This window comes from Brevibacillus aydinogluensis, from assembly GCF_961514395.1.
Classification (GTDB): Bacteria; Bacillota; Bacilli; order Brevibacillales; family Brevibacillaceae; genus Brevibacillus; species Brevibacillus aydinogluensis.
Window position 1 is genome coordinate 1,836,666 of record NZ_OY569118.1, and the last position, 13,577, is coordinate 1,850,242.

The 13,577-nt window shown below is 57.5% G+C and carries 10 protein-coding genes; all 10 read left to right on the top strand.

Annotation, left to right across the window (positions count from 1 at the left end):
• Positions 1 to 14: 14 nt before the first annotated feature.
• On the top strand, positions 15 to 740 hold the full coding sequence (pyrH, locus tag Q7F15_RS09005; protein ID WP_171564667.1) for a UMP kinase: 726 nt from the start codon (positions 15 to 17) through the stop codon (positions 738 to 740).
• Complete coding sequence (gene frr, locus Q7F15_RS09010; protein ID WP_171564668.1) at positions 740 to 1,297, top strand: ribosome recycling factor; 558 nt, start codon at positions 740 to 742, stop codon at positions 1,295 to 1,297. Before pyrH ends, frr begins: the two co-directional genes overlap by 1 nt.
• 64 nt (positions 1,298 to 1,361) lie before the next feature.
• Positions 1,362 to 2,132, top strand: coding sequence for an undecaprenyl pyrophosphate synthase (uppS, locus tag Q7F15_RS09015; RefSeq protein WP_212132456.1), 771 nt, complete (start codon positions 1,362 to 1,364; stop codon positions 2,130 to 2,132).
• 18 nt (positions 2,133 to 2,150) lie between these two features.
• Positions 2,151 to 2,936 carry a phosphatidate cytidylyltransferase gene (locus Q7F15_RS09020; protein WP_171564670.1) on the top strand — a complete coding sequence of 262 codons (786 nt, stop codon included), beginning with the start codon at positions 2,151 to 2,153 and terminating at the stop codon, positions 2,934 to 2,936.
• 41 nt (positions 2,937 to 2,977) lie between these two features.
• Positions 2,978 to 4,132 (top strand): 1-deoxy-D-xylulose-5-phosphate reductoisomerase, encoded by a 1,155-nt coding sequence (locus Q7F15_RS09025; RefSeq protein WP_212132488.1) that lies wholly within the window; start codon positions 2,978 to 2,980, stop codon positions 4,130 to 4,132.
• 38 nt (positions 4,133 to 4,170) lie between these two features.
• Complete coding sequence (rseP, locus tag Q7F15_RS09030) at positions 4,171 to 5,430, top strand: RIP metalloprotease RseP (protein WP_212132455.1); 1,260 nt, start codon at positions 4,171 to 4,173, stop codon at positions 5,428 to 5,430.
• 37 nt (positions 5,431 to 5,467) lie between these two features.
• Positions 5,468 to 6,550: a flavodoxin-dependent (E)-4-hydroxy-3-methylbut-2-enyl-diphosphate synthase gene (gene ispG, locus Q7F15_RS09035; protein ID WP_171564672.1), complete on the top strand. Its 1,083-nt coding sequence runs from the start codon at positions 5,468 to 5,470 to the stop codon at positions 6,548 to 6,550.
• A 176-nt stretch (positions 6,551 to 6,726) separates the two neighbouring features.
• Entirely contained in the window at positions 6,727 to 8,457 is a 1,731-nt protein-coding gene (locus Q7F15_RS09040; RefSeq protein WP_230077893.1) for a proline--tRNA ligase, read from the top strand.
• A gap of 123 nt (positions 8,458 to 8,580) precedes the next feature.
• Positions 8,581 to 12,891, top strand: coding sequence for a PolC-type DNA polymerase III (locus tag Q7F15_RS09045; RefSeq protein WP_171564674.1), 4,311 nt, complete (start codon positions 8,581 to 8,583; stop codon positions 12,889 to 12,891).
• Between the two features lie 186 nt (positions 12,892 to 13,077).
• Positions 13,078 to 13,536 carry a ribosome maturation factor RimP gene (gene rimP / locus Q7F15_RS09050; protein ID WP_171564675.1) on the top strand — a complete coding sequence of 153 codons (459 nt, stop codon included), beginning with the start codon at positions 13,078 to 13,080 and terminating at the stop codon, positions 13,534 to 13,536.
• The last annotated feature ends 41 nt before the right edge of the window (positions 13,537 to 13,577 follow it).

Here is a 13,577-nt window from a genome sequence, read left to right on the forward strand (position 1 = left end):
GGAGGCCGTTTCACATGCCACTTCCTGCCTATAAACGGGTTGTGTTAAAGTTGAGTGGGGAAGCTCTGGCGGGAGAATTAGGGTACGGGATCGACCCGAAAGTGATTTTCTCCATCGCTAATCAGATCAAGGAAATTGTAGAATTGGGTGTACAAGTCGCAGTCGTTGTCGGTGGAGGCAATATCTGGCGCGGACTTTCCGGCAGCTCCAAAGGCATGGATCGGGCCACTGCCGATTACATGGGCATGCTGGCAACGGTCATGAACTCGCTCGCCCTGCAGGATGGATTGGAAAAAGTGAACGTCCCGACTCGCGTACAAACGTCGATTGAAATGAGACAGGTGGCAGAACCGTACATACGCCGCCGGGCGATCCGCCATCTGGAGAAAAAACGGGTCGTGATTTTTGCGGCAGGCACGGGCAATCCGTATTTCTCCACGGATACAACGGCAGCCCTGCGTGCAGCGGAAATCGAGGCCGAAGTGATTTTGATGGCGAAAAACAAGGTGGACGGCGTCTACTCCGCCGACCCCAGCATCGATCCTGCAGCGGTCAAGTATGATGAACTGACGTTCCTCGAGGTGCTCAACAAGGGATTGGGCGTCATGGATTCGACGGCGTCCAGCCTGTGCATGGACAACAACATTCCGTTGATTGTCTTCAACATTTCCGAAGAAGGCAACATTCGCCGTGCCGTAATGGGCGAAAAGATCGGTACACTGGTGAAGGGGGAATCATAATGCCGCAAACCGTGCTGAAAGACATGGAAGAACGCATGAACAAAGCGATTGCCACGCTGAAGAAAGACCTTGCCAGCCTGCGTGCCGGCCGTGCCAATCCGGCGATGCTGGACAAGATCACTGTGGATTACTACGGCACACCGACGCCGATCAGCCAGCTGGCCAACATCAGCGTACCGGAGCCGCGCATGCTGACGATCCAGCCGTGGGACAAATCGGCCCTGAAAGAAATCGATCGCGCAATTCAGCAGTCTGATCTGGGGCTGACGCCTTCCAATGACGGGACCATCATCCGGATCGTCATCCCGCCGCTGACGGAAGAGCGCCGCAAAGAGCTGGTGAAAGTGGCAAACAAGAGCGGTGAGGAAGCGAAAGTAGCGATCCGCAATATCCGCCGCGACGCCAACGAAGAGATCAAGAAGCTGGAAAAGGGCGGCACCATTTCCGAAGACGAGTCCCGCCGTCATCAGGAATCTGTCCAAAAGACCACGGACAAGTTCATCGCGGAAGTGGACAAGATCATCAAGGAAAAAGAGAAGGACATTCTCGAAGTGTAAGCCAGGTATCCCCCTCTGTTGAGGGGGATGTATGTCTATATCTCTCATTGCGGGGGAACACTTTATGTTAGAACATCTGGCGCGCAAGTGGTCGCGCAAGGCACAACAGGCAAACACAACTGAACTGGACCTGTCCGGCCAGATTCCGCATCACGTGGCGGTGATCATGGACGGCAACGGCCGATGGGCCAAAAAGCGCAATTTGCCCCGAGTGGCCGGCCATCGGGCAGGGATGAAAACGGTGAAGGAAGTCGTCAAGGCAGCCGACGAGATTGGCGTACAGTATTTGACGATGTACGCGTTTTCCACCGAGAACTGGAAACGGCCGCGGGACGAAGTGGATTTTCTCATGAGACTTCCCCAGGAGTTTCTGTCGACTGAATTGGAAGAATTGGTTGAACGCAACGTGCGGGTGCGGATGGTCGGCAGCCGGGAGCAGCTGCCGCCGTATACGATTCAGGCGCTGGAAACGGCGGAACAGAGAACGCGCAATAACACCGGCCTGCAGTTGAACTTCGCACTCAATTACGGAGCGCGCAAGGAAATTGTTGAAGCCGTAAAGGATATTGCAGCCCGTCTGCAGGCGGGTGAAATCGACCTGGAACAATTGAATGAAGATGTCATTTCCCGGCATCTCTACACGAGCGAAATCCCTGATCCGGATCTGTTGATCCGCACCAGCGGAGAAATTCGTCTGAGCAACTTCATGTTGTGGCAGTTGGCCTATACGGAATTGTGGTTTACCGAGGTGCTGTGGCCTGATTTTACCCGGGAACATTTCTATCAGGCAATTGTGGAATACCAGGGCCGAGCTCGACGCTACGGGGCGGTTTAAGCCGAGAGGTGGAATCAGTTGAAGCAGCGGATCATTACAGGCCTCATTGGTGGGGCAATCTTCCTGTTCCTCGTCTATCTGGGGAACATGTGGTATTCATTCCTGGTGTTGTTATTGGCCGTCATGGGCCTTTTTGAATTTTTGCGGATGGCGGGACTGCAGCCGTTCAGCACGGCGGGTGTGCTCGCTTATGCGTTGATGGTCAGCATCGTCTGGCCGGCGCTTTCGTTTTCAGCCGGGACCGGTGTTGTTATACCGAATTTGGTGCTGCCAGTCACGCTGCTGCTGCTGGTTTATTCCGTTTTGCGAAAAAACCAGTTTCACATTGAACACGCCGCCCTTACGCTGATAGGGGCGTTATACATAGGCTACGGATTTACTTACATGGCCGCCGTGCGCAACCTCCCGGACGGCTTGATGCTGACGATGCTGGTCATCCTGGGCATCTGGGCGTCCGATTCTGGTGCCTATTTCATCGGCAAGGCCGTGGGCCGGCGAAAACTTTGGCCGGCCATCAGTCCGAACAAAACCGTAGAGGGATCGTTTGGCGGACTGCTCGCTGCGGTCGCAGTCGTGCTGGGCCTCAATGCCGCTTTTGGGCATCTTCCCTTCGGACAGGCTGTGGCCATTGCCGTGGTGGCGGCCGTGGCCGGACAGTTGGGGGATTTGGTAGAATCGGCGATCAAACGCCACTTTGGCGTCAAGGACTCCGGCAGTATCCTGCCTGGCCACGGCGGCGTTCTCGATCGCTGCGACAGTTGGATTATGGTCTTTCCCGTCTTGTATCTGCTAGGCATTGTCTAAATGCGAACGCCATATAGAAAGAGATATAGAGGGTGAAACGATTGAAACGCATATCGCTCTTGGGCTCTACCGGGTCGATCGGCATTAGCACGTTGGACGTAGTGGCCCAGCATCCGGAGGAATTTTCGATAGTGGCCTTGGCGGCAGGGAACAATATAGAACGGTTGGCGGAGCAGGTGAAGCAATTCAAGCCCGAGCTGGTCTCCGTTGGCAGTGAAAAAGCGGTAGGCGAACTAATGGAGCTGCTCGGCAGCGACCATCGTCCGGAGATCGTCTGCGGAACAGACGGATTGGAGCTGGCTGCCCGTCATCCGGACGCAGATGTCGTCGTGACGGCCGTGGTCGGGAGTGTGGGAGTAGCGCCAACGCTGGCCGCGATCAAGGCGGGAAAAGCGATCGCCTTGGCCAACAAGGAGACGCTTGTCAGCGCCGGTCACCTGGTCATGAAAGCTGCGCGCGAACGGGGCGTGCCAATCATCCCGGTAGACAGCGAGCATTCCGCCGTGTTTCAAGCGCTCCAGGGGGAGCGCCGGGAGGACGTAGCCCGTATCATCCTGACGGCTTCCGGCGGCTCGTTCCGTCATCTGAGCCGGGAGGAACTGGCCCACGTGACGGTCGCCGAAGCGCTGAACCACCCCAATTGGAGCATGGGCGCCAAGATCACCGTTGATTCCGCCAGCATGATGAACAAAGGGTTTGAAGTGATCGAAGCCCATTGGCTGTTTGACATGCCGTACGACCAGATCGACTGCATCCTGCACTATGAAAGCATTATTCACTCTATGGTAGAATATAAGGACCGGGCTGTCATGGCTCAACTGGGCACCCCGGACATGCGCGTTCCGATTCAGTACGCGCTCAGCTACCCGAAGCGCATGCCGCTGATGACAGAGCCGCTTGATCTGGTGAAGTGCGGAACCCTGCATTTTGCACCGATGGATTTTGTCCGTTATCCTCTGTTACAATTGGCATATGAGTGCGGAAAACAAGGCGGCACCCATCCCGCCGTCCTCAACGCAGCCAATGAGGTTGCCGTTGCGCGCTTCCTCCAGGGCGAGATCGGCTTCCTGGAGATTGAACGCATCGTGCAGGAAACCTGCGAAATCCATAAAGGAATCAGCCAGCCCTCCCTGGAGGAGATCATGGATGCCGACGAGTGGGCCCGCAATCAGGCGCGATCCCTGTCTGCACGATAATGAAGCTTGACGATAACGTAATGAAAGGTGGCTTTCCCTTGCCTTTTCCCAATCTGGATTCGATCGAATCGATTCTCGCGATCATCATCGTGTTTGGCGTACTCGTGTTTGTGCATGAATTGGGCCATTTCCTGCTGGCCAAACGGGCCGGCATTCTCTGCCGGGAGTTTGCGCTTGGCATGGGGCCGAAAATCTTCAGCATAAAACGGGGAGAAACGGAATACACACTGCGCTTGCTGCCAATCGGGGGAATGGTGCGCATGGCCGGTGAAGATCCGGAGCTGGATATCCTCAAGCCGCACATGGAAGTGAGCGTGGAACGGGATGCAGTGGGAAAAGTGACGCGCATTCTGCTGGACAAAACGGACAGCGGCAGCGTGAACGGGACGATCGTCCGCTATGATTTGGAACACCAACTGACGCTCACCTTGAACGTGGACGGGGAGGAGCAGACGTTCTCCGTACACCCGCAGGCTCACTTGGTCAAGGACGGGCAGGAGGTGCAGATTGCGCCATACAACCGGCAGTTCAGGGGGAAGACGGTCTCTGAGCGCTTCCTGGCTATCTTTGCCGGTCCGGCGGCCAACTTTTTGCTTGCCTTTCTCCTGTTTGTGGCGATCGGACTGTCCTACGGGGTCCCCAGCAACGTGCCGTACCTGGGCGAAGTAAGGCCAGGCGGCCCCGCAGCACAGGCGGGCCTGATGCAGGGAGACCGGGTGATCGCCATTCAGGGGCAGCCGGTATCTACATGGAAGGAAATCGTGCAGATCGTCAGCCAGTCCCCCGACAAGGAACTGCTGTTTGACATCGAGCGGAACGGACAGCGCAAAAGCGTAAAAGTCCGCATCTACAACGACAACAACGTCGGCAAGATCATGGTGACGCAGACGCTGACGTACGCGCCTGGCGAGGTGCTGAAGTACGGAGCCGTCTCCACGTACGAGTTTACCGCGATGATTCTGAAAAGCTTGGGGATGCTGTTTACCGGCGCCGTCGGGTTGAACGACCTGAGCGGACCGGTGGGAATCTTCAAGATGACGGGCGAATTTGCCCAGCAGGGATTGGCGGTCCTGCTGAAGTGGGCAGCGGTGCTGTCCATCAATCTGGGCTTGTTTAACCTCTTGCCGCTGCCGGCACTGGACGGAGGACGGCTGGCGTTTTTGCTGGTGGAAGCTTTGCGCGGCCGGCCGGTCGATCCGCACAAGGAAGGCATGGTGCATTTTCTCGGCTTTGCTTTCCTGATGCTGTTGATCCTGGTCGTGACCTGGAACGATTTGCAACGCTTGTTTTTGCAGTGACGTGTAATCACCGACACAAACAAAAGGATGGTGCTCTATGTACAAGCGCGAGGAGACGAAACCGGTATATGTTGGAGGCGTACAGATCGGCGGACAAAAAAGCGTCGTGATCCAGTCGATGACGACGGCGGACACCCGCGACGTGGAAGCCACGCTGGCACAAATCCAGCGGCTGTATGAAGCCGGCTGCCAAGTCGTCCGCCTGGCGGTGATCAACGAAGACGCGGCGCGCGCCATCAAGGCAATCAAGGAACGCTCCCCGCTTCCGCTCGTCGCCGACATCCATTTTGATTACCGTCTGGCGCTGATCGCCTTGGAAAGCGGCATCGACAAGATTCGCATCAACCCCGGTAACATCGGCTCCAAGGAAAAAACGAAAGCGGTCGTCGAGGCGTGTCGGGAGCGCAACGTTCCGATTCGCATCGGTGTCAACTCCGGTTCCGTGGAAAAACGGCTGTTGGAAAAGTACGGGTATCCGTCACCGGAAGCGATTGTGGAGAGCGCCATGGACCACGTCCACATTCTGGAAGACCTGAACTACGACAACATCGTCATCTCCCTGAAGTCGTCTGACGTGCCGACGATGATTCAGACCTATTCGCTGATGGCGGAGAAGCGCAACTATCCGCTTCACGTCGGCGTTACCGAAGCAGGGACGCAGTTTTCTGGCAGCATCAAGTCGGCGGTCGGCATCGGCACTGTGCTGTCGATGGGCATCGGGGATACGATTCGGGTCTCGTTGACGGCTGACCCGGTCGAGGAGATCAAGGTGGCGAAACAGATTCTCCGCAGCCTGGACATCGTCAACAACGACCCGGTGGTGATTGCCTGCCCGTCGTGTGGACGCTGTGCGATTGACCTGATCGGGTTGGCCACCAGGGTGGAGGATGCCGTTTCCACGCTGAAGGTACCGCTGAAAATTGCCGTCATGGGTTGTGCCGTCAACGGTCCCGGCGAGGCCCGCGAAGCGGATGTGGGCGTCGCCGGGGGCAATGGCGAAGGACTGATTTTCCGCAACGGGGAGATTGTGCGGAAAGTGAAGGAAACGGAACTGTTCGAAGAGCTGATGAAAGAAATTCACGAATTGGTGGAAGAGCGGAAATCTGCCACGGTTGGATAAGAACACGTTCTAACCGGTGACAAACCCACGTGCATAGCGGCGGCCCCTTGCGAGCGGGCGGAGGAAACACCCGCTGCGAGGCTCCCCAGGCACGTGGGTTTGCTTTGCGAAAAAAGTTTGACGACGCAGTTGTGCGATGCATGAAGGAGGACAAGCGTGTGTTTAAGCAAAGTCAGATGTTGATTCCCACCCTGCGGGAAGTGCCTGCGGATGCGGAGATTGCCAGCCACAAGCTGCTGCTTCGGGCGGGCATGGCCCGTCAGCTGGCATCCGGGATTTACACCTACCTGCCGCTGGCGCTGCGCAGCCTGCAGAAAATCCAGACCATTGTGCGCGAAGAGATGAACCGCGCCGGGGCCCAGGAACTGCTGATGCCGGCGATGCAGCCGGCGGAATTGTGGCATCAAACGGGCCGATGGGACGTATACGGTCCCGAACTGGTGCGCCTGCAGGACCGCCACGAACGTTCGTTTGCGCTTGGTCCGACGCATGAAGAAGTGATTACCAGCCTGGTGCGGGACGAAATCAACTCCTACAAAAAACTGCCGATCAACCTGTACCAGATTCAGACGAAGTTTCGCGACGAGGTCAGACCGCGCTTCGGCCTGATCCGCAGCCGCGAGTTCATTATGAAGGACGCCTACTCGTTTGACACCACGCCGGAAGGGCTGGACAAAAACTTCCAGGCGATGTTTGATGCATATACCCGCATTTTCACTCGCGTCGGCCTGAACTTCCGCGCCGTGGAAGCGGACGCGGGAGCGATTGGCGGAAAAGGAACCTACGAATTCATGGCGCTGTGCGACATCGGTGAAGACACGATTGCCTATTCGGAAGAGGGCGATTACGCTGCCAATTTGGAAAAGGCGGAAGTGGTGTACAAGCCTTCCCCCAAACCGGCCGGAGAAACACCTGCGATGGAGAAAATCCACACGCCTGGTGTAAAAACCATTGACCAACTGACGGAAACGCTTGGCGTGGACGCCAGCCGGATCATCAAAAGCCTGATCTATCGGATCGACGACAAGCTGGTGATGGTGCTCGTCCGCGGCGACCACGAGTTGAACGAAGTCAAGCTGAAAAACCTGTTCGACGCGACGCAGGTACGCCTTGCGTCCGCAGAAGAGGTGCTGGCAGTGAGCGGCGCACCGGCAGGCTTTGTCGGGCCGGTCGGTCTCGCTGACGAAAAAACGGAAATCGTCGCCGACAACTTCGTCCAGGACGTCTACGACGGAATCGTGGGCGCCAACGAAGCCGACTACCATCTCATCCATGTGCAGCCGGGCCGGGACTTTACCGTGTCTCGTTACGCCGATCTGCGCAACATCATGGAGGGAGACGTCTGCCCGCGCGGCGGCGGTGTCATCAAATTTGCCCGCGGGGTGGAAGTAGGCCACGTGTTCAAACTGGGCACCAAGTACTCGCAGGCGATGGGCGCCACCTTCCTCGACGAGAACGGGCGCAGCCAGCCGATGATCATGGGCTGCTACGGCATCGGCATCTCCCGTACTCTGGCCGCCGTGATTGAGCAAAACAACGACGAACACGGCATCATTTGGCCCGTGTCCGTGGCGCCGTTCCACGTCCACGTCATTCCGGTCAACACCAAAGTGGAGGAGCAGCGGCGTGCGAGTGAACAGATCACCGAAGCGCTGATGGCGGCTGGCATCGAGGTGCTGTACGACGATCGGCCTGAGCGCGCCGGCGTGAAGTTCAAGGACGCTGACCTGATTGGCCTGCCGCTGCGCATCACCATCTCCGACCGGGCCGCGCAGGAGGGCGTCGTCGAAGTCCGCGTCCGCCGAACTGGTGAAACGCACGAGGTAAAACGCGACGAACTGGTCACCCTTGTGAAAGATCTGCTGACTCGCGTCGACCGGACGGGGGCGGAACTGGTCCACGCGTAAAAAGAAAGCAGGGATTCGGCTGATTTTGTCGAATCAAATCGGGGTACTCCCGTTGAACCGTGGGAGTACCCCCTGTTTTTTTCAGACAGGTTTGTACTGATGGCATGATTGAGGTGGAGAACCGTGAATCGGTTGGAAGAGCAAAAACATCGCTTCTCGCTGTTGGTGAAACAGTTGGATCTGCCGGCAGAGTGGGTGGAGCGATTTTTTCTTGATGGGCACATCGATAAATTGGAACTCTACCGGCAGAACAAGGAGTGGGTGTTTACCTTTACACTGCCCCGGTTGCTGCCGGCGGAGATCTATCAGGCCTTTATGCGCCGTCTGATCCAGAGCTTTTCCCATTTGGCGACAGTGGACGCCCGATTCCGCTACCGCGAACAGCCGAGTGTGGAGCAGGCCGTCAGCCAGTACTGGGACGTGCTGCTGGAGAATCTGGAACAAAAGATCAACTCCTTGGCGGTCACGCTGCGCCAGGCGAAACGGAAAGTGGAGGCGCAGAGCGTAACCGTGTACCTGCCGACGGAGATGGCGGTCGAGATGGCCAAGCGGAAGAAAGCGGACAGCGAACTGGCCGCCGCCTTTGAAAAAGTGACGGCCTGCGTGCCGCGCTTTACGTTTTTGGCCGAAGAGAACGACGAGGCGTACAAGGCGTTCATGGAGCAGCGGGAAGAAGAGGAGCGGGCGCTGATCGAAGAGGTCATGAGCGCGGTCCAGCAGGAGAAAGAGAATAAGGAAAGTGAGAAGACAGAGGCAGTGACCACGCTGATGATCGGCTACGAGATCAAGGACGAGCCGCTACCGATCCGCGAGATCCAGGACGAAGAGCGGCGCGTCACCATCCAGGGCACGGTGTTTGGCGCGGAACTGAAGGAGCTGCGCAGCGGCCGCCATTTGTTGACGTTCAACATCACCGACTACACCGATTCGCTGACGGTCAAGATTTTTTCCCGCGACAAGGAAGACGTCAAAATGCTGGAGGCCGTAAAGGACGGTTTGTGGGTAAAAGTGCGCGGCAGCGTCCAGCATGACACCTTCCTGCGGGAACTGGTAATGGTCGCAAACGACATCAACCAAATCGAACAGGTCGTGCGAAAAGACACAGCCGAGGAGAAGCGGGTAGAACTGCACTGTCATACGCCGATGAGCGCGCTCGATGCCGTCGCCTCCGTCAAGTCGCTCATCAGCACGGCGGCCAAGTGGGGGCACAAAGCGATCGCCATCACTGACCACGGCGTCGTTCAGGCGTTCCCGGAAGCGTACAGCGTCGCCAAAAAGAACAACATCAAGTGCATCCTCGGCATGGAGGCGTACGTGGTGGAAGACGGCGTAGACATCGTCTACAACCTGACTCAGGAGAACAACCTGCCGATCGACGAAAACACCGAGTACGTCGTGTTCGACACGGAGACGACCGGTCTCAACGCAGCGGAGCACACGATCATTGAAATCGCTGCGGTGAAGATGCGCGGCACGGAGATTGTCGACAAGTGGACGGAATTGATCGATCCCCAGATCGAGATTGGCCCCAAGACGACCGAAATTACCGGGATCACCAACGAAATGCTGCGCGGCAAGGAGACGCTGGACGTGGTCCTGCGCCGGTTCAAGGAGTTTACCGGTGACGCTGTGCTCGTGGCGCACAACGCGGAGTTTGACAAGGCGTTCATTAATGCCTGCGCCAAGCGAATCGGGATGGAGCCGTGGAACAACCCCTTCCTGGATACGCTGCCGCTGGCCCGCCTGCTTTACAAGGGCATGCGCAACTACCGCCTGGGCACGCTGGCGAAAAAGTTCAACGTGGAACTGATCAACGCCCACCGCGCACTGGATGACACCGTGGCGCTGGCCCACGTCTTCCAGTACATGCTGAAAGACATCCGGGAGGCGGAGATCAAAACCCTGGCCGATCTGAACGAGCGGAGCAATGCGGAGGCAGACTACAAGAGCGGCCGCCCGTTCCACGCCACGCTGCTGGTAAAAACGAAGGCCGGGCTGAAAAACCTGTATAAACTGGTCAGCCGCTCCCACGTGGAGACGTTTTTCCGCGTCCCTCGCATTCAGCGCAGCCAGCTCGTCAAGTACCGCGACGGGCTCTTGATCGGAACGGCCTGCAAAGAGGGCGAGCTGATGCAGGCGATCCTGCGCGGGAAGACGCGGGACGAGCTGAAAGAAGTAGCCGCCTTCTACGATTTTCTCGAACTGCAGCCGCTGGATCACTACGCGCCGCTGCTGCGCAATGAGGAGATTCCCTCACTGGAGACGATGAAGGGATACCACCAGTTGATCGTCGATATCGGAAAGGAACTGGGCAAACCGGTGGTGGCAACGGGGGACGTCCACTTTCTCAATCCGCAGGACGACATCTTCCGAGACGTGTTTTTGCTGTCGCAAGGCTCCCCTGATGCGGGCAACCAGCCGCCGCTTTATCTGCGCACCACGGACGAGATGCTGGAAGCGTTTGCCCACCTCGGCGAGGAGACTGCGCGCGAAGTGGTGGTGACCGCCCCCAACGCGATTGCCGATATGATCGAGGACGTCAGCCCGATCCCTGACCGGTTGTACACGCCGATCATCGAGGGAGCAGATGACGAGCTGCGCCAGATGTGCTACGACAAGGCGAAGAAGCTGTACGGCGATCCGCTGCCGGAGATCGTGGAAAAGCGCCTGGAAAAAGAGCTGAACAGCATTATCACACACGGATTCGGCGTGATTTACCTGATCTCCCAGCGGCTGGTGACCAAGTCGCTGATGGATGGCTATCTCGTCGGTTCCCGCGGTTCCGTCGGGTCTTCCTTCGTGGCCACGATGGCCGAGATCACCGAGGTCAATCCGCTGCCGCCGCACTATCGCTGTCCAAACTGCAGGCACAGCGAGTTCATCACGGACGGCTCGATCGGTTCCGGTTTCGACCTGCCGGACAAGGATTGTCCCGCCTGCGGACACAAGCTGGCCAAAGACGGACAGGACATTCCGTTCGAGACGTTCCTCGGCTTCAAAGGGGACAAGGTCCCTGATATCGACCTGAACTTCTCGGGCGAATACCAGCCGCGCGCCCACAAGTATACGCAGGAACTGTTCGGCGTGGACAACGTCTACCGCGCGGGAACGATCGGCACGGTTGCGGAAAAGACCGCCTACGGCTACGTGCGCAAATACGCGGATGAGCGCGGCCTGACGCTGCGAAACGCGGAAATCGCCCGGCTGGTAAACGGCTGCACCGGCGTCAAGCGGACGACTGGCCAACACCCGGGCGGAATCATCGTGGTGCCCGACTACATGGAGATCGAGGATTTTTGTCCGATCCAGTACCCGGCGGACGACAGCGAATCGGAGTGGCGGACCACGCATTTTGACTTCCACTCCATCCACGACAACCTGTTGAAGCTGGACATTCTCGGCCACGACGACCCGACCGTAATCCGCATGCTGCAGGATTTGACCGGCATCGATCCGAAGACGATCCCGCTCGACGACAAGGCGACGATGTCGATCTTCAGTTCGACCGAGGCGCTGGGCGTCACGCCGGAGCAGATTCGCACCAATCTGGGGACGCTGGGCATTCCCGAGTTTGGTACCAAATTCGTGCGGCAGATGCTGGAGGACACCAAGCCGACGACGTTTGCCGAGCTGGTGCAGATCTCCGGTCTTTCCCACGGTACGGACGTCTGGCTGAACAACGCGCAGGACTTGATCCGCAGCGGGACGTGCAAGCTGTCCGAGGTGATCGGGTGCCGCGACGACATCATGGTGTACCTGATTTACAAGGGGCTGGAACCGTCCCGCGCCTTCAAGATCATGGAGTCGGTGCGCAAAGGAAAAGGCGTTCCCGAAGAAGACCAGGAAGAAATGCGCCGCAACAACGTGCCGGAATGGTACATCGAGTCCTGCCAGAAGATCAAGTACATGTTCCCGAAGGCGCATGCTACCGCCTACGTGATGATGGCGGTGCGGATCGCCTACTTCAAGGTGCATTACCCGCTTGAGTTTTACGCAACATACTTCACGGTGCGAGCGGACGACTTCGACATTCCGTTGATGGTCAAGGGCTCGTCGGCAATCCGGCAAAGAATCGAGGAAATCGAAGAAAAGGGACACGAGGCGCAGCCCAAGGAGAAGGCGCTGTTGACCGTACTGGAGATGGCGCTGGAGATGGTGGAGCGGGGTTTTCGCTTTGCCAACGTCGACCTCTACCGTTCCGATGCGACCAAATTCCTGATCGACGGCAACAGTTTGATCGCGCCGTTCAACGCTCTGCCCGGTCTGGGGACCAACGCGGCGATCAGCATCGTCAAGGCACGGGAGGAAGGAGAGTTCCTCTCCAAGGAAGACCTCTTGACCCGCGCCCGGATTTCCAAAAGCATCCTGGAATATCTGGAGGAGCAGGGAGCCCTTAAAGGGCTGCCGGAATCCAATCAGCTCTCGCTGTTCTGACGACTCCGGACGAGGAGCGGTCCGGAGGGGCCTGTCGGGATTTGGGTAACACACGGTTGTCAACGACAGGCTGTTATGCTATAATTTTTTTGGAAATACTGGTTATACGCACGCAGAGCGAGAGTGGGGAAACCCACTCTTTCTTTCTGGCCGAACCCCATGCTTCAACGACAAGGAGGTACTTGCTTGAGCAAGGTAACAGACATTGTCACCGAACTGGTTACGCCCATTCTCGACGAACTGGGTCTGGAACTGGTTGACATCGAGTACAAGAAAGAAGGCAGCAACTGGTTTCTGCGCGTGTTCATCGACAATGAAACCGGGAACATCGACATTGATGACTGCGGCCTTGTCAGCGAGCGGCTGAGTCAGCGTCTGGACGAGGTGGACCCTATTCCTACCGCGTACTTCCTGGAGGTGTCGTCACCGGGAGCAGAGCGTCCGCTGCGCAAGGAAAGCGATTTTCGCAAGGCTGTCGGCAGGCATGTACATATCGTAACCAAGGAGCCGCTGGAAGGCTCAACCGTGTTCGAAGGGGAACTGGTATCCTTCGAGGACGGACAGCTGACAGTGAAAGAAGCGAAAAAAACCTACGTCATTTCCCTGGACCAAATCGACGCGGCCCGGATGGCCATCGTCTTCTAATCCCGCGGGTGTGTGTTCGTAAAGGAGGAGGCAACGAAAAT

Bases quoted from the DNA above. Each gene is read 5' to 3' on its own strand.
- uppS (WP_212132456.1), top strand. From the start codon at position 1,362: ATGTTAGAACATCTGGCGCGCAAGTGGTCGCGCAAGGCACAACAGGCA.
- ispG (WP_171564672.1), top strand. From the start codon at position 5,468: ATGTACAAGCGCGAGGAGACGAAACCGGTATATGTTGGAGGCGTACAG.
- frr (WP_171564668.1), top strand. From the start codon at position 740: ATGCCGCAAACCGTGCTGAAAGACATGGAAGAACGCATGAACAAAGCG.
- pyrH (WP_171564667.1), top strand. From the start codon at position 15: ATGCCACTTCCTGCCTATAAACGGGTTGTGTTAAAGTTGAGTGGGGAA.
- Q7F15_RS09040 (WP_230077893.1), top strand. From the start codon at position 6,727: ATGTTGATTCCCACCCTGCGGGAAGTGCCTGCGGATGCGGAGATTGCC.